Here is a 17,913-nt window from a genome sequence, read left to right on the forward strand (position 1 = left end):
GGGGAATGAAGATGAGCGTTGAAAGCACCGAACAGCAGCAGGAGAAGCTCGTTCGCTATCTCAAGCGGATGGCCGTCGATCTGAACAACACCCGGGCGCAGCTGCGCGAGTACGAGGACCGGGCGAACGAACCCCTAGCGATCGTCGGCATGAGCTGTCGGTACCCCGGTGGTGTGACCTCACCGCAGGAACTGTGGGAGCTGGTGGCTTCGGGCCGCGACGCGATGTCGGGGCTGCCGACCGACCGCGGCTGGGACCTGGAGGGGCTGTACGACCCGGACCCCGACCAGCCCGGCACGTCGTACACCCGCACGGGCGGATTCGTGGACGGGGTGGGCGACTTCGACGCCGACTTCTTCGGGATCAGCCCGCGTGAAGCCACGGCGATGGACCCTCAGCAGCGGCTGCTGCTGGAGGCGGCGTGGGAGGCGTTCGAGGACGCGGGCATCGACCCGACGTCGCTGCGCGGCAGCGACACCGGCGTGTTCTGCGGTGTCGGGGCCTCGGACTACGCGGCCGCGCCGGCGGGCGCCCTGCCGCAGATCGAGGGCTTCCGCCTGACCGGATCGACGACGAGCGTGGTGTCGGGCCGGATCTCCTACACCCTGGGCCTTGAAGGTCCCTCGGTGTCGATGGACACGGCGTGCTCCTCGTCGCTGGTGGCCCTGCACCAGGCGTCGCAGGCGCTGCGTTCGGGCGAGTGCTCGCTGGCGCTGGTCGGCGGCGTGACCGTGCTCGCCGGTCCTTTCCTCTTCGTGGAGTTCAGCAGGCAGCGCGGCCTGTCGCCCGACGGCCGGTGCAAGGCGTACGCGGCGGCCGCCGACGGAACGGGCTTCTCCGACGGTCTTGGCCTGCTCGTGGTGGAGCGGCTGTCGGACGCCCAGCGCCATGGGCACAACGTGCTCGCGGTGGTACGGGGCAGCGCCGTCAACCAGGACGGTGCGAGCAACGGCTTGACGGCCCCCAACGGTCCGTCGCAGGAGCGGGTGATCCGCCAGGCGCTGGAGAACACCGGTCTGAGCCCGGCCGATGTGGACGCGGTGGAAGGCCATGGCACCGGTACGAAGCTGGGTGACCCGATCGAGGCTCAGGCGCTGTTGGCGACCTACGGCCGCGAGCGGAGCCATGGTCCGCTGAAGCTCGGGTCGATCAAGTCGAACATCGGACACTCATCGACCGCGGCCGGTGTCGCGGGCGTGATCAAGATGGTGATGGCGTTACAGCACAAGACGCTGCCGGCGACCCTGCATGTGGATGCCCCGTCCCCGCACGTCGACTGGGAAGCGGGCGAGATCGAGCTGCTGACCGAGACGCAGGAATGGTCCGCTTCGCAGGACCGGCCGCGGCGCGCGGCGGTGTCGTCCTTCGGTGTGAGCGGCACGAATGCGCACGTGATCCTGGAGGAAGCACCGGCCCAGGAGTTGGCCGAGGCCGAGGTTGAGTCTCGCCCGTTGTCTGCGGTGCCGGTTCTGGTGTCGGCCCGGAGTGAGGCTGCGTTGCGTGCGCAGGCCGAACGCCTGCGGGCGCATCTGGTCTCGCACCCCGAGGTGTCCCTGCTGGACGTCGGCTTCTCGTCGGTGACCACGCGGGCGCAGCTGGAGCGGCGCGCCGCGGTGGTGGCCACGGACCGCGACGAACTGCTCGCCGGCCTGGAGACACTCGTCAGCGGCGAACCGGCCGCCGGAGTGGTCGAGGGCCGCCCGGTCACTGGCAAGACGGTGTTCGTCTTCCCGGGTCAGGGTTCGCAGTGGGTGGGCATGGCCGTGGAGCTCCTGGAGTCTTCGCCGGTCTTCGCCGAGGAGATCGCGGCATGCGGTGAGGCGCTCTCGGAGTTCGTCGACTGGCGTCTTGAGGATGTTCTGCGGGGTGCGGAGGGTGCGCCTTCGTTGGAGCGGGTCGATGTGGTCCAGCCCGCTCTGTGGGCGGTGATGGTGTCACTGGCTGCGCTCTGGCGTTCGCGCGGTGTGGAGCCTTCGGCGGTGGTGGGTCACTCGCAGGGTGAGATCGCTGCCGCATGTGTCGCCGGTGGCCTCTCCCTCGCGGATGGGGCCCGGATCGTGGCCCTGCGCAGCCGGCTGGTCCTGGAGGAGCTGGCTGGTCGCGGTGGCATGGTTTCGGTGGCACTGCCGGTCGACCAGGTCGAGGACCTTTTGCAGGCGTATGAGGGCCGGGTGTCCGTTGCCGCGGTGAATGGCCCTGCCTCTGTGGTGATCGCGGGGGAGCCCGGGGCGCTGGATGAGCTCATTGCGTTGTGTGAGCGTGATGAGGTGCGGGCTCGTCGGATCGCGGTGGACTACGCCTCGCATTCGGTGCATGTCGAGTCCATCGAGGCCGAGTTGTTGAAGGTCCTGGCGCCGGTCGAGCCGGTCTCCGGGCAGATTCCGTTCTATTCGACGGTCACCGGCGGGTTCATCGACACGAAGTCTCTTGATGCTGCCTACTGGTACAGCAATCTGCGTGGCCGGGTCGGCTTCGAGCCTGCGATCCGTGCGCTGATCGACAGCGGTGTGAATTGCTTCGTCGAGGTTTCCCCGCACCCGGTCCTCACGATGGCTGTCGAAGGAACGATCACGGCTCATGGCGCCGAGGACCGTGTTGGTGTCGTTGGGTCTCTGCGGCGTGACGAAGGTGGTCTGGGACGGTTCACGCTCTCGCTGGCCGAAGCGCATGTCACCGGCGTGAGCGTGAAGTGGCCCACCTTGTTCGACGGTGCCGGTGCCAAGCGGGTCCCGCTGCCGACGTACGCCTTCCAGCGCGAGCGGTATTGGCTGACTCCGAGTGCGGGGGCTGCGGACGCTGCTGCTGCCGGTCTCGGCACGGTCGCGCATCCGGTTCTGGCCGCGAGCGTGCAACTCGCCGGCCGTGACGAGTGGGTGTTCACCGGCCGGTTGTCCATCGAGTCCCAGCCCTGGACCCGCGACCACATGGTGTTCGGCCTGGTGATCGTGCCGGGTGTCGCACTGGTCGAGATGGTGTCCGTAGCCAGCCGCGAGGTGGGCAGCCAGGTGCTGGACGAGCTGGTGCTCGAGGCGCCGCTGGTCCTGGAAGAGGACGTCGCCCGGCAGGTTCAGGTCGCGGTCGGTCCGGCCGGAGAGGACGGGCGCCGCGAGGTGACCGTGTTCTCCCGCCCGGAGTCCGGCGGCGACGAGCAGCAGGAAGCGACGTGCCACGCCCGTGGCTGGCTGACTGCGGACGCCGAGCCCTCGGAGCCGTTCCCGCTCCAGTGGCCCCCGGCCGGCGCCGAACCCATCGCCGTCGAGGGGCTCTACGAGCGCCTGGCCGATGCGGGCTACGAGTACGGCCCCGCCTTCCAAGGAATGCGGGCAGCATGGCGCTCCGGCGATGAGATCTACGCCGAAGTAGCCCTGGACGACAACGCCGACCAGGCAGGATTCGGGATCCACCCCGCCCTCCTGGACGCCGCGCTCCACGGCGCACTGTTCGACAAGGGCGCGGAATCGTCGGTCGACCTGCCGTTCTCGTGGTCGGGGGTACAGGTCGGGCAGACCAACCTGACTCAGCTGCGCGCACGGATCAGCAGGACGGGCGAGTCCGCGCTGCGGATCGACGTCGTCGGCGAGACCGGCGAACCGGCGCTGAGCGTGGCCAAGCTCGCGTTCCGCGCGGTGGACCAGGCGCAGTTGGAAGCGGCGAGCCGGGCCGGGCAGAGCTCGCTCTTCCAGCTCGACTGGGTACAGGTCACGGCCGGAGCACCGGAGCCGGCGCAGCTGGCGGTCCTGGGTGAACTGGCGGCTTCGGGCGACCGGTTCGCTGATCTGGACGCCCTGGAGCAGGCACTCGCCGACGGAGCGGCGACGCCGGTCGCGGTCCTCGCCGGGATTCCGGCCCCGGCTGCGGCCGGTGATCCGGCGGAGGCTGCGCGGGAGACGGCCGGGCGGGCACTGGAGCTGGTGCAGCGCTGGCTGGCCAGCGAGTGGCTGCCCGAGTCGCGGCTGATCGTGGTGACCCGTAACGCGGTCGCGGTGGACGACCGGGCGCCGGATGCGGCGCAGGCCGCGGCGTGGGGTCTGGTGCACAGCGCCCAGTCCGAGCACCCTGGCCGGTTCGTACTCGTCGACATCGACGGCGATGAGGGCGACGGCGAGCCGGAGTGGGCTTCGCTGCTCGACCTTGACGAGCCGCAGTTCGCGGTGCGCGGCGACCGACTGCTGGCGCCGCGGCTCGCCCGCGTGCCCGCGGCACCCGCGGGTGCCGGCGAGGGTGCCTGGCGGCTGTCGATCGAGCGGAAGGGTTCGCTGGAGGACCTGAAGATCTCCGCGTCGGACGCCGACCGGCCGCTGGGCGCGAGCGAGGTGCGGATCGGAGTACGGGCCGCGGGCCTGAACTTCCGCGACGTACTGATCGCACTCGGGATGTACCCGGGCGAGACCCCGCTGGGCAGCGAGGCGGCGGGAGTCGTCCTCGAAGTCGGCTCGGGCGTCACCGACCTGGCGCCGGGCGACCGCGTCATGGGCCTGATGATCGATGGCTTCGGGACGATGGCGGTGACGGAACGGCAGATGATCGTGCCGATTCCGGAGAGCCTGTCGTTCGTGGAGGCGGCGGCGGTTCCGGTGGTGTACCTGACCGCGTACTACGGTCTGGTCGATCTTGCCGGCTTGCGTGCGGGTGAGCGGCTGCTGGTGCATGCCGCTGCCGGTGGTGTCGGCATGGCGGCGGTGCAGCTGGCCCGCCACTTCGGTGCGGAGCTCTTCGCTACGGCGAGTCAGCCCAAGTGGGACGCGTTGCGGGCCCTCGGCATCCCGGACGAGCGGATCGCTTCCTCGCGTGACCTGGGCTTCCGGGACACCTTCTTGAAGGCGACCGGCGGGGCCGGGGTGGATGTGGTCCTGGACGCGCTGGCGGGTGAGTTCGTGGACGCCACGCTGGAGTTGCTGCCGCGCGGCGGACGGTTCATCGAGATGGGCAAGACCGACATCCGTGACCCGGAAGTCGTGGCTCGCGAGCACGAGGGCGTGCGGTACCGCTCCTACGACCTGCTGGAGGCGGGCCCGGAGCGGATCCAGGAGATGCTGGTCGAGATCACCCGGCTGTTCGAGCAGGGTGTGCTCGTGGCGTCGCCGATCCGCACCTGGGGCGTGCGCCGGGCGCAGGACGCGTTCCGTTTCCTGCGCGAGGGCCGCAACATCGGCAAGATCGTGCTGACGGTTCCGACTCCGCTGGATCCCGAGGGAACGGTGCTGATCACCGGTGGTACGGGTGGTCTGGGCGCGCTGTTCGCCAAGCACCTGGCCGGCCGCCACGGTGCGAAGCGACTGATGCTGGTCAGCAGGAGCGGTCCGGCCGCCGATGGCGTGGACAAGCTGGTCGCCGAGCTGGAAGAGCTGGGCGCTCAGGCCCGGGTCGCCGCCTGCGACGTCACCGACCGGGATCAACTAGCGCAACTGCTGGGCTCGTTGGAGCAGCCGCTCACCGCGGTCATGCATGCGGCGGGTGTGTTGGACGACGGGGTGATCGAATCGCTCACTCCGGAGCAGGTGGCGCGGGTGATGCGTCCGAAGGTCGACGCGGCCTGGAACCTGCACGAGCTCACGGCGGGTATGGAGCTGTCGGCGTTCGTCCTGTTCTCCTCGATGGCGGCTCTGATCGGCAGCCCGGGGCAGGCGAACTACGCGGCGGCCAACGCCTCCCTGGACGCGCTGGCGCAGGTCAGGCGGGCCGCGGGACTGCCCGCGAGTTCGCTGGCCTGGGGCCTGTGGGCGGACGCGACCGGAATGACCGGTGAGCTCGACGAGGCCGAGCTCGCACGGCTGGAGCGGATGGGTGTCGGTGCGATGCCGGCCGAGTTCGGACTGGACCTGTTCGACCAGTCCCTCGGGGTGGATGCGGCGCTGCTGGCGCCGGTGCGGCTGGATCCGGCAGCACTGCGGGCACAGGCCCGGGCGGGCATGCTGCCGCCCCTGCTGCACGGACTGGTGCGGGCACCGGAGCGGCGCGCGGAGTCCACGGGCGGATCGCTGGCCCGACGGCTGGCCGGAGTGGCGGAGGCCGACCGGGAACGCGTCGTGCTCGAACTGGTGCAGGCGCAGGTCGCGGCCGTTCTCGGCCACGACTCCGGCGCGGCGATCGACCCCGACCGAGCCTTCAAGGAGCTCGGGTTCGACTCGCTGGCCGCGGTCGAGCTGCGCAACCGGCTCACTCGCGCCACCGGTGTGCGGCTGCCCGCCACCCTGGTCTTCGACCACCCCACCCCCGCGGACGTCACGCGGTATCTGATCCCAGTCGTCATACCGGGCGCCGGGACGGACGGGCATCGGCAGACGGAAGAGGACCAGATCCGCGCCATGCTCGCCGCGATCCCCGTCGACCGCCTGCGCAAGGCGGGGCTGCTCGACACGCTGCGCGAGCTGGCCGCCGGCGATCTGCACGACGACGCACCGACGGACGAGGCTGCCGAGTCGATCGATGACATGGACGCCGCCGCCCTGATCCGGATGGCCCAAGAGGACGTGGAATGACGACAGTCGGGAACGTAGCGGCAACTGGGCGCCCGGACGCGGAGGAGTAGGCGTGGCTACCGAGAAGAACGAACTCGTCGATGCCCTGCGGAAGTCGCTCAAGGAGGCCGAGCGCCTCAGGCAGCTGAACCGGCGGCTCCTGGCGCAGTCGAGCGAGCCGTTGGCGATCGTGGGTATGAGCTGTCGGTACCCCGGGGGTGTGACGTCGCCGGAGGAGCTGTGGGAGTTGGTGGCTTCGGGCCGCGACGCGGTGTCGGGGCTGCCGACCGACCGCGGCTGGGACGTCGAGGGGCTGTACGACCCGGACCCCGACCAGATCGGGAAGGTGTACACGCGGGGCGGTGGATTCCTTGACCGGCCGGGAGACTTCGACGCGGAGTTCTTCGGGATCAGTCCGCGTGAGGCGCTGGCGATGGACCCCCAGCAGCGGCTGCTGCTGGAGGCTTCGTGGGAGGCGCTCGAGGACGCGGGCATCGACCCCACCTCGCTGCGCGGCAGCGACACCGGCGTCTTCACCGGCGCCTTCAGCTCGGAGTACGGCGATGCGATGCCGCCGGAGCTGGAGGGGTACCGCATGGGGGTGCTGACCAGTGTGCTGTCGGGGCGCATCTCCTACACGCTGGGCCTTGAAGGGCCTGCCGTCACGGTGGACACGGCGTGCTCCTCGTCGCTGGTGGCCCTGCACCAGGCGTCGCAGTCCCTGCGTTCGGGCGAGTGCTCGATGGCGCTGGTCGGCGGCGTGACCGTGCTCTCCGGGCCGGCCCTGTTCGTGGAGTTCAGCAGGCAGCGCGGCCTGTCGCCCGACGGCCGGTGCAAGGCGTACGCGGCGGCGGCCGACGGGACCGGCTTCTCCGACGGCCTGGGCGTCCTCGTCCTCGAGCGCCTGTCGGACGCGCGCCGCAAGGGTCACCATGTGCTCGCGGTGGTGCGGGGTAGCGCGGTCAACCAGGACGGTGCGAGCAACGGCCTGACCGCCCCCAACGGACCCTCGCAGGAGCGGGTGATCCGCCAGGCGCTGGCCAACGCGGGGCTGAGCACGGCCGATGTGGATGCCGTCGAGGGCCACGGGACGGGTACGAAGCTGGGTGACCCGATCGAGGCTCAGGCGCTGTTGGCGACCTACGGCCGCGAGCGGAGCCGTGGTCCCCTCAAGCTCGGGTCGATCAAGTCGAACATCGGACACTCTTCGGCGGCCGCCGGTGTGGCCGGTGTGATCAAGATGGTGATGGCGATGCGGCACGGCGTGCTGCCCGCCACCCTGCACGTGGATGCGCCGTCCCCGCACGTCGACTGGGAAGCGGGCGAGATCGACCTGCTGACCGAGGCGCAGGAGTGGCCCGCCGGAGAGCATCCCCGGCGTGCGGGAGTGTCGTCCTTCGGTGCGAGCGGCACGAATGCGCACGTGATCCTGGAGGAAGCACCGGCCCAGGAGTTGGCCGAGGTTGAGTCGCGCCCGTTGTCTGCGGTGCCGGTTCTGGTGTCGGCCCGGAGCGAGGCTGCGTTGCGGGAGCAGGCCGACCGCCTGCGCGCGCATCTGGTCTCGCACCCCGAGGTATCGCTGCTGGACATCGGCTTCTCGTCGGTGACCACGCGGGCGCAGCTGGAGCGGCGTGCCGCGGTGGTGGCCACGGATCGTGGCGCACTGCTGGCCGGTCTGGGCGCACTGTCCGTGGCAGACCCTGCAGCCCATGTCTTCGAGGGTCGCCCGGTCACTGGGAAGACGGTGTTCGTCTTCCCGGGTCAGGGTTCGCAGTGGGTGGGCATGGCCGTGGAGCTCTTGGAGTCTTCGTCGGTCTTCGCCGAGGAGATCGCGGCATGTGGTGGGGCGCTCTCGGAGTTCGTCGATTGGCGTCTTGAGGATGTTCTGCGGGGTGTGGAGGGTGCGCCTTCGTTGGAGCGGGTCGATGTGGTCCAGCCCGCTCTGTGGGCGGTGATGGTGTCACTGGCTGCGCTCTGGCGTGCGCATGGTGTGGAGCCTTCGGCGGTGGTGGGTCACTCGCAGGGTGAGATCGCTGCCGCATGTGTCGCCGGTGGCCTCTCTCTCACCGACGGGGCCCGGATCGTGGCCCTGCGCAGCCGGCTGGTCCTGGAGGAGCTGGCCGGTCGCGGTGGCATGGTTTCGGTGGCACTGCCGGTGGACCAGGTCGAGGACCTTTTGCAGGCGTATGAGGGCCGGGTGTCCGTTGCCGCGGTGAACGGCCCTGCCTCTGTGGTGATCGCGGGGGAGCCCGGGGCGCTGGATGAGCTCATTGCGTTGTGTGAGCGTGATGAGGTGCGGGCTCGTCGGATCGCGGTGGACTACGCCTCGCACACGGTGCACGTCGAGTCCATCGAGGCCGAACTGTTGAAGGTCCTGGCGCCGGTCGAGCCGGTCTCCGGGCAGATTCCGTTCTATTCCACGGTCACCGGCGGGTTCATCGACACGAAGTCTCTTGACGCTGCCTACTGGTACAGCAATCTGCGTGGCCGGGTCGGCTTCGAGCCCGCGATCCGTGCGCTGATCGACAGCGGTGTGAATTGCTTCGTCGAGGTTTCCCCGCACCCGGTCCTCACGATGGCCGTCGAAGGAACGATCACGGCTCATGGCGCCGAGGACCGTGTCGGTGTCGTTGGTTCCCTGCGGCGTGACGAAGGTGGTCTGGGACGGTTCACGCTCTCGCTGGCCGAAGCGCACGTCACCGGCGTGAGCGTGAAGTGGCCCACCCTGTTCGACGGTGCCGGCGCCAAGCGGGTCTCACTGCCGACCTACGCCTTCCAGCACGAGCGGTACTGGCTGACTCCCCGTGCGGGGGCTGCGGACGCTGCTGCTGCCGGCCTCGGCACGGTCGCACACCCGGTTCTGGCCGCGAGCGTGCAACTCGCCGGCCGCGACGAGTGGGTGTTCACCGGGCGGCTTTCGCAGGACGCACAGGCCTGGACCCGTGACCACATGGTGTTCGGGCTGGTGATGGTGCCGGGTACGGCATTGGTCGAGATGGCATTGACGGCCGGGCGTGAAGTGGATTGCCCCGTGCTCGACGAGCTGGTGCTCGAGGCGCCGCTGGTCCTGGAAGAGGACGTCGCCCGGCAGGTTCAGGTCGCGGTCGGTCCGGCGGGAGAGGACGGGCGCCGTGAGGTCGCGATCTACTCGCGCCTCGAAACCGCGGACGAGGCGGACAGTGTGCCCGAGGCGACGTGCCACGGGCGCGGTTGGCTGGCCACGGACGTCGAGCCTTCGCAGCCGTTCCCGCTCCAGTGGCCCCCGGCCGGCGCCGAACCCATCGCCGTCGAAGGGCTCTACGAGCGGCTGGCCGATGCGGGCTACGAGTACGGCCCCGCCTTCCAAGGAATGCGGGCAGCATGGCGCTCCGGCGATGAGATCTACGCCGAAGTAGCCCTGGACGACAACGCCGACCAGGCAGGATTCGGGATCCACCCCGCCCTCCTGGACGCCGCGCTCCACGGTGGACTTCTGGAGGACAGGCCGACGAACTCCGTTGTGCTGCCGTTCTCGTGGTCGGGGGTGCGACTGGAGGGCGCCGGCCTCACACGGGTCCGGGTGCGGATCCTGCCGGCGGGTGACTCCGCATCGCGGATCGACATCGCCGGTGGCCAGGGCGAGCCGGTCGCGACCATCGCACGGCTCGCTGTCCGCCCCGTCGAGCAGGCGCAGTTGCAAGCGGCGGGCCGGACCGGGCAGAGCTCGCTGTTCCAGCTCGATTGGGCGCCGGTCACAGCTGGGTCGCGACAGCCGTCGCGACAGCCGTCGCGGCAGGCGGCGATCCTGGGCGATCTGGCCGGGGTCGGTGACCGGTTCGCGGATCTGGGCGTCCTGGAGCAGGCACTCGCCGACGGAGCGGCGGCGCCCGAGGTGGTCGTCACCGCGATCGCGGCACCTGCCGGAACGAACCATCCGGCGGAGGCCGCGCGGGAGACGGCAGGGCGGGCACTGGAGCTGGTGCAGCGCTGGCTCGCGAACGAGTCGCTGAGCGGGTCACAGCTGATGGTCGTGACCCGTAACGCGGTCGCGGTGGACGACCGGGCGCCGGACGCGGCGCAGGCCGCGGCGTGGGGTCTGGTGCACAGCGCCCAGTCCGAGCACCCTGGCCGGCTCGCACTCGTCGACATCGACGGCGATGAGGGCGACGGCGAGCCCCGCTGGGAGACGCTGCTCGATCCGGACGAGCCGCAATTGGCCGTACGCGAGGGCCGGTTGCTGGCTCCCCGCCTCGCCCGTGCCAGTACGGTGCTCTCCGGTCCGGCTCCGCTGGACGCGGAGGGAACGGTTCTGATCACCGGCGGTACGGGGGGTCTGGGAGCGTTGCTGGCACGCCACCTGGCCGAGCGGCACGGCGCCAAGCGGCTGCTGCTGGTCAGCCGCAGCGGCCCGGCCGCCGATGGCGCGGACAAGCTGGTCGCCGAGCTGGAAGAGCTGGGCGCTCAGGCCCGGGTCGCCGCGTGCGACGTGTCCGACCGGGACCAACTGGCTCAGCTGATCGGCTCGTTGGAGCACCCGCTCACCGCGGTGATCCATGCGGCCGGTGTGCTGGACGACGGTGTCATCGAGGCGCTCACCCCGGAGCGACTGGCGCGCGTGATGCGCCCGAAGGTCGACGCCGCGCTGCATCTGCACGAGCTCACGGCAGACACGGAGTTGTCGGCGTTCGTGCTGTTCTCCTCGGGGGCCGCGCTGATCGGCAACCCGGGTCAGGCGAACTACGCGGCGGCCAACGCCGCACTGGACGCGCTCGCGCACCAGCGGCGGGCGGCAGGACTGGCCGGTATCTCGTTGGCCTGGGGCATGTGGGCGGACGCGACCGGCATGACGGAAGGGCTGGACGAGCGGGGTCTGGCCAGGCTGGAGCGGATGGGTGTCGCGCCGCTCTCGGCGGAATGCGGGCTGGAACTGTTCGACCAGTCGCTGGGTGCGGACACGGCGCTGCTGGTGCCGGTGCGGCTCGATCCGGCCGCGCTGCGGGTGCAGGCCCGTGCGGGCGTGCTGCCGCCCCTGCTGCGCGGACTGGTGCGCGTACCGGCTCGGCGCGCCGAGTCCACGGGCGGGTCGCTGGCCCAGCGGCTGGCCGCAGTGGCACAGGCCGACCGGGAGCAGGTCGTACTCGAACTGGTCCAGACACAGGTCGCATCCGTCCTCGGGCATGCCTCCGGCGCGGCGATCGACCCCGAACGGCCGTTCAAGGAGCTCGGGTTCGACTCGCTGGCCGCGGTCGAGCTGCGCAACCGGCTCGCCCGCGCCAGTGGGCTGCGGCTGCCCGCCACCCTGGTCTTCGACCACCCGACCCCGGCGGATGCCGCACGGCTGATCCTGGGGGACCTCGGCCGGTCCCCGTCGGAGCCCGGACACGAGGCCGCGGGCGGGGGCGTCGAAGGGACGCTCGGCACGCTGCTCCGCCACGCCCACCTTTCGGGGGCGCTGCTCGAAGCACTGCCGTGGCTGATCGAGGCGTCGCGGTTCCGCCCGACCTTCGCGTCGTCCGGGGAGCAGGGCGGCGAGAACGGGCATGTCGTCCAGCTCGCCTCCGGCCAGGGACTGCCGAAGCTCGTCTGCGTGCCGTCCTTCGTGGTGGGTTCCAGCCCGCATCAGTTCATGCGCATCGCCGATCACTTCGAGGGGAAGCGGGACGTCTTCGTCTGCTCGCTGCCGGGGTTCCGCGGCACCGATCCGGCGCCGGCATCCTGGGACGCCGCGATGGAGGTTCTGGAGGGCGCGATCCGCCGGACGATCGGCGACTCCCCCTTCGTCCTGGTCGGCAACTCGATCGGAGGCGCCGTCGCGCACTCCCTGGCCGCCCGGTTCGAGGACGCGGGCGCCGCTCCGGCGGGCGTCGTCCTGATCGACACTCCGGCGCCCGAGGGCGGCGAGGAAGAGGTCGGCCGGATCTTCTCCCAGGTGATGACCCACATCCTCGGCGGTGCGGAACAGACCGCGTCGGTCGACGACGCGGACTGGCTGGCCATGGGCACGTACATGCGCCTGCTGGGCGAGCGACCCGCGAAGCGGATCGAGACTCCGACCCTGCTGATACGGGCGGCCGTGTCGCTCGGCGGCGGCGACACCCCGTCGGGGTGGGCCACCTGGCAGGACGTGAGCGACCAAGTCGAGGTCGAGGCCGATCACTTCGGCCTGATCGGGCCCGCGGCGGCGCAGACCGCGACCGCGATGGAGAGGTGGATCGAGGCATGAAAGGCAGCGTGCCCCGACAAGACGGCGTGCCCCGACAAGCCAGCCCGTCCCAACGAAGCAGTGCGTCCCGGCGCAGCGCTGTCGCCGTCGTACTCGTCGGTGTCTTCGCCTCGGCGCTCGACGTACTCATCGTCAACATCGCCTTCCCCGACCTGGAACGCTCGTTCCCTTCGGCGAGCCTGACCGACCTCTCGTGGGTGCTGAGTGCCTACGCGATCACGTTCGCGGCGCTGCTCATGCCGGGCGGCCGGTGGGCGGACCAGTCAGGGCGCAAGCGGGCGTACTTGATCGGCATGGCGCTCTTCACGGTGGCGTCGGCCTGCTGCGCCGCCGCTCCCTCGCTCGACGTGCTCGTGGCCGCACGTGTCCTGCAAGGGATCGGCGCGGCTCTGATGATGCCGAGTTCGCTCGGTCTGCTGCTCGCTCTCTTCCCCGCCGAGCGGCGCGGAGCCGCGATCGGGCTGTGGACGGCGGTGAACGGAGCCGGCGCCGCCCTCGCGCCGCCGATCGGCGGACTCCTCGTACAGATCGACTGGCGGTGGGCGTTCCTGGTCAACGTCCCCCTCGGCGTGGCAGCGGTGCTCATTGGCGTGCGGACGCTCCCGGAGGTCCGTGAGGAGGGGCGCGCGGTTCCCGACGTGCTCGGCATCCTGGTGCTCGCGGCGACCGTCGGGGCGCTCGTCACGGCGGTCGTGCAGGGCGAGCCCTGGGGGTGGAGCAGCGCCCGGGTCCTCGGCCTGATCGCCGTGGGTGTGCTCGGTGCGGCGTTCACCGCACGGCGCGCGTTCCGGCATCCCTCCCCCGTCATCGAGCCGGCCATCCTCCGGATCAGGTCCGTGGCGCTCGGCAACCTCGCGACGCTGCTGTTCTTCACGGGGTTCGGGGCGATGGTGATCTCCTCGACGCTCTTCCTGACGGAGGTGTGGGGCCACTCGGTCCTGCGGGCCGCCCTGGAGGTGGGTCCCGGACCGGTGGTCGCCACCCTGTGCGCCGTGCCCGCCAGTCTGGTGGCCACCCGGCACGGCGTACGCGGGATCGGGATGGTAGGCGGCGTCGTCTTCGCCGCCGGGGGCATCTGGTGGGCAGTGGTGACGGACACCGGTCAGGGGTACGCCGCCAGCTTCCTTCCGGGGTCGGTCATCGGCGGGATAGGCATCGGCCTCATGCTGCCGTGCCTGTCGATGGCGGCCACCGCATCCCTTCCCTCCGAACGCTTCGCCACCGGGACCGCGATGGCGACGATGTGCCGCCAGGTCGGGAGCGCGCTCGGCGTCGCGGCAGTCACGGCCATCCTCAACGTCCGACCGGACGTCTCGGCCTTCCACACCGCATTCCTCTTCATGGCGGCCTGCGGCGTCGCCGGGGGACTCGCGTTGCTCGCGATCGGAGCCGAGCAGCGTCGTACTTCGGCCCCTGCACCGGAGTTGTCCGCCACAGCACCACGACAGACCGTCTGACCTCTCGGCTTACGTGAAAGGAAGAAGGAACACAGCAATGGATACTGCCAACTCACCCCAAGGTGAGCACCAGGAGGTCGGTGCTGCGGGAGGCGCGGCAGTGGCCGCCGGGTGCCCGGTCGACCACACCGCCGCGCGTCCCAAGGCGGTCATCCCCGCCGCCGGGCTGCCCGGTCCGCGGGAACCGATGTTGAAGCAGCTCTGGAAGTACCGGACGCTCCGGACGACCTGGCTGACACAGCTCCGCGACGCCTACGGCACGCGCGTGAGGTTGAACATCAGGCCGGGTTCCGACATCTACATGCTCTCGGACCCCGACGACGTCAAGGCGATGTTCCTCAGCCCCCGGGACTCCCTCCACACCGGGAACGGCAGCGACGTGCTGCAGAAGTTCTTCGGCAACACCGGGCTCGCCTTCCTGGACGAGTCGGAGCACCTGAACCGGCGCAGGTCCCTGATGCCGAGCTTCAAGGGCGACGCGTTCCGGCGCATCGAGGCCGCGGCCACGAGGAGGGCCAAGGAGGAGGTCGCCACGTGGCCGCGCAACCACGTCACCGCGCTCCACCCGTACGTCCACCGTTACACGATGAAGGTCATCGGCGAGGTGGTCTTCGGGGAGAAGCACCCCGAGCGCTGGGAGGAGCTCCTCGACGAGGTCATGGGTGTCGTGGAGTTCAACAACCACATAGCGACGGTCCTCATGCTCCACAAGATGCCGAGTCTGGTGGTGAAGGGGCTCACGGCGTTCCGGCGCACGGGTCTGCACGACTTCCTCAAGCACCGTGCGCGCGCGGACGAGTTGCTCGCCGAGGCGTTCAAGGAGCGCATCGACTCCGGCGAGCTCGGCGACGACATGCTCTCCGTCATGCTCGGCATCAAGCACGGCGACGGCACTCCGCTGAGTTCGGTGGAGCTGCGCGACGAGATCATGACGATGTTCATCGCCGGCACGGAGACGACCGCGTCGGCCATCTGCCGGGCCATCGAGTGCCTGAGCCGCGAACCCGAGGTCCTGGGGCGCGTGCTCGCCGAGATCGAGGAGGGCACCGACGACGACTACCTCACGGCGGTCGTGAACGAGGTGCTGCGCCTGTGGCCGCCGCTCCCCAACATCATCCTGCGCAAGGTGGTGAAGCCGATCGAGATCGGCGGGGTGCGCTACGAGCCCGGCATGGAGCTGTGGGCCAGCGCCCATCTGCTGAACCGCGACCCCACCCGCTACGACGAGCCCGATGAGTTCCGTCCGGAGCGCTACGTCGGTACGAAGCCCGGCATGTACACCTGGATCCCGTTCGGAGGCGGCCACACGCGCTGCCTCGGCGACAGGATCGCGATCCACGAGATCAAGGTCGTGCTCCGCGAGGTGCTGTCCACGTGCGAGCTGCACCGGGCCGACCCGAAGCCGGAGGGCACGCGCAGCCGCGGTGTCGTCATCGTGCCCGAGCACGACACCCTGATGGAGCTCAGGCCCCGGAAGGTGGAGGCGTCCTTGGCCTAGACCCGGTGCGATGAGTCGGCACACCGGGTGACGGAGGCCGGGAACGGTCCCGGCACCGGGTGCTGACTGCGGGGGATTTCCAGGCGACGCGACGGGCGGACGCGTCCACCCGTCGAGATGCGCCACTCGCGAGCGATTTCAAGGAAGTAGACGACATGACTGTCAAACAGCGGTGGGCCCTGGTGCTGACCTCACTGGCCTCGCTGATAACCGCCCTGGACGCGCTGGTGGTGACGACAGCGCTGCCAGCGATCAGACTCGATCTGGAAACGTCAGTCGAAGAACTGGAATGGACAGTCAACGCCTATCTCCTGCCATTCGCTGTACTGCTGATGGCGGGCGCGGCATTGGGTGACCGGTACGGCCGCAAGCGCGTGTTCGCCGGTGGACTCGTCGTGTTCACGCTGGCGTCGGTCGCTTGCGCCCTCGCCCCCGGGATCGGCTGGCTCATCGCGGCCCGCGCGCTGCAGGGCGTCGGCGCGGCGGCCATCGTGCCGGTCGCCCAGGCCCATCTGAGCGCCGCGTTCACCCCGGAGGAGCGGCCGAAGGCCATGGGCCTGTTCGGTGCTGTGACGGGCCTGGCGACCCTGGGCGGACCGGTCATCGGCGGTGTCATCGTCGAATACGCCTCCTGGCAGTGGATCTTCTGGATCAACGTGCCGATCGGGCTCGTGATGGTCCCGCTGGTCCTCACCAAGCTCGGCGAGAGCGTCGGCGAAGCGCGCCGGCTCGACTTCGGCGGCATCGGCCTGGCCACCGTCGCCGCATTCGGGGCCGGCTGGAGTCTGGTGCGGGGCAACGAGGCGGGCTGGGGCAGCCTCGAGACCGTCGGCGGGTTCGTGGTGGGCGCGGCCGCGCTCGTCGGGTTCGTGCTGTGGGAACTGCGCACCCCGCAGCCGCTGATGCCGATCCACTTCTTCCGCGCCCGGGCGTTCTCGGCGGGCAACGCCGCCATGTTCCTGCTGTTCGGCTCGGCCATGGCCGGCTTGTTCTTCTACGCGCAGTTCCTACAGACCGTGATGCATTACGGTGCGCTCGACTCCGGCGTGCGACTGGTGCCGTGGACGGTGACCGTGTTCTTCTTCGCGCCGATCGCTGGAAAGCTGGTGAGCCGGATCGGCGAGCGGCCGCTCGTCACCGCCGGATTGCTGCTCCAGGCCATCGCATCTGGCTGGTTTGCGATCATCGCGGAACCGGACATGGCCTACGGCGATATGGTGGGGCCGTTCGTCATCGGCGGCATCGGCATCTCGATCGCGATTCCGGCCGTGATGACCGCGGTTTTCGGCGCGGTCCCGGACGAGGCATCGGGGTCGGCGTCGGGCACGCTCAATAGTCTGCGCCAGCTCGGCGGCGCCTTCGGGATCGCCATAGCCACCGCTGTATTCGCCGCTGTGGGCGGTTACGGCTCGGCTCAGGAGTTCAGCGATGGATTCACCGCTGCCATCGCCACCGCAGCGGTTCTGGCCCTGGTCGGCGTGCCGATCGCGTTGGCGATTCCGGCGCGGCGTGCGACGCCCGCACCGGACAAGGTCGCCGTAGAGTAGACCAGGAAAAGGGCAGCCGCACAATGCTCTTCCAGGGCATTGTCAATCCAAGATGGGTGGAGATCCGCGCATGAGGCTTCCGAATGCTGCGCACACTGCGCAACCCTGGCGAATCCATGACGTGGCGAGCGATTTCACGGTCGAGGACGTATGGGAATTACCGACACCGGGCGGCCCCGACGGGCTCGAGAAACTGGTGCGGCAGATGACCTCCGGCGACGGAGCGCGCCCTGCCAACCCGGCCGTCCGTGCGCTCTTCGAAATCCGCTGGAAGCTGGGGGCGGTGCTCGGCTGGGACAAGCCCGAGGCCGGCATCGGCAAGCGGGTTCCGTCGCTGCGTGACCGACTGCCGGAGGACCTCCTCGAGGGGCCGCGCGGAGCGGACTTCCGCGCGGCACCGTTCAAGGGGGTTTATCAGACACACGACGAGTACGTGGCCGAAATGGCCAACCAGACGGTGCACGTACTGATGCACGTCGGCTGGGTCAAGGACAAGACCGGCGACGGGTACCACGGTCAGATGGCCGCACTGGTGAAGCCGAACGGTCAGTTCGGCAAGGTCTACATGGCCGGAATCAAGCCGATCCGGTACGCGATCGTGTACCCGAAGCTGATGCGAACGATCGAGCGCAGGTGGCAGGACCAGGCTGCGGGCTGACCTGAGTCGATCTGCCGAAGTAGACGCCGCGCAGCCGCAATGGCTGCGGGTAGCCGCAGCGACTGAAGCGGCTGCCACGGCGGTAATGAAGGA

Annotated in this window: 6 protein-coding genes; all 6 read left to right on the forward strand. The window is 70.1% G+C overall.

Annotated features, from left to right (window positions below):
• The first annotated feature begins 11 nt into the window (after positions 1-11).
• The 6 genes from OG594_RS35200 to OG594_RS35225 all read left to right on the forward strand — a co-directional run bounded on the left by OG594_RS35200 (position 12) and on the right by OG594_RS35225 (position 17,820).
• Positions 12-6,479, forward strand: a complete 6,468-nt coding sequence (locus tag OG594_RS35200) for a type I polyketide synthase (RefSeq protein ID WP_266606429.1) — start codon at positions 12-14, stop codon at positions 6,477-6,479.
• Positions 6,480-6,531: 52 nt separating this feature from the next.
• Positions 6,532-12,660, forward strand: a complete 6,129-nt coding sequence (locus tag OG594_RS35205; protein ID WP_266606430.1) for a type I polyketide synthase — start codon at positions 6,532-6,534, stop codon at positions 12,658-12,660.
• Complete coding sequence (locus OG594_RS35210) at positions 12,657-14,117, forward strand: MFS transporter (RefSeq protein WP_266606431.1); 1,461 nt, start codon at positions 12,657-12,659, stop codon at positions 14,115-14,117. Before OG594_RS35205 ends, OG594_RS35210 begins: the two co-directional genes overlap by 4 nt.
• A 37-nt stretch (positions 14,118-14,154) precedes the next feature.
• The gene (locus OG594_RS35215) at positions 14,155-15,615 is read left to right on the forward strand and encodes a cytochrome P450 (protein WP_266606432.1); all 1,461 of its coding nucleotides are present in this window, start codon (positions 14,155-14,157) and stop codon (positions 15,613-15,615) included.
• A gap of 155 nt (positions 15,616-15,770) precedes the next feature.
• Positions 15,771-17,162, forward strand: coding sequence for a DHA2 family efflux MFS transporter permease subunit (locus tag OG594_RS35220; protein WP_266606433.1), 1,392 nt, complete (start codon positions 15,771-15,773; stop codon positions 17,160-17,162).
• A gap of 52 nt (positions 17,163-17,214) precedes the next feature.
• On the forward strand, positions 17,215-17,820 hold the full coding sequence (locus tag OG594_RS35225; RefSeq protein WP_266606434.1) for a DUF2867 domain-containing protein: 606 nt from the start codon (positions 17,215-17,217) through the stop codon (positions 17,818-17,820).
• Positions 17,821-17,913 lie beyond the last annotated feature (93 nt).

The organism is Streptomyces sp. NBC_01214, from assembly GCF_026340975.1.
In the GTDB taxonomy this organism is placed as follows: domain Bacteria; phylum Actinomycetota; class Actinomycetes; order Streptomycetales; family Streptomycetaceae; genus Streptomyces.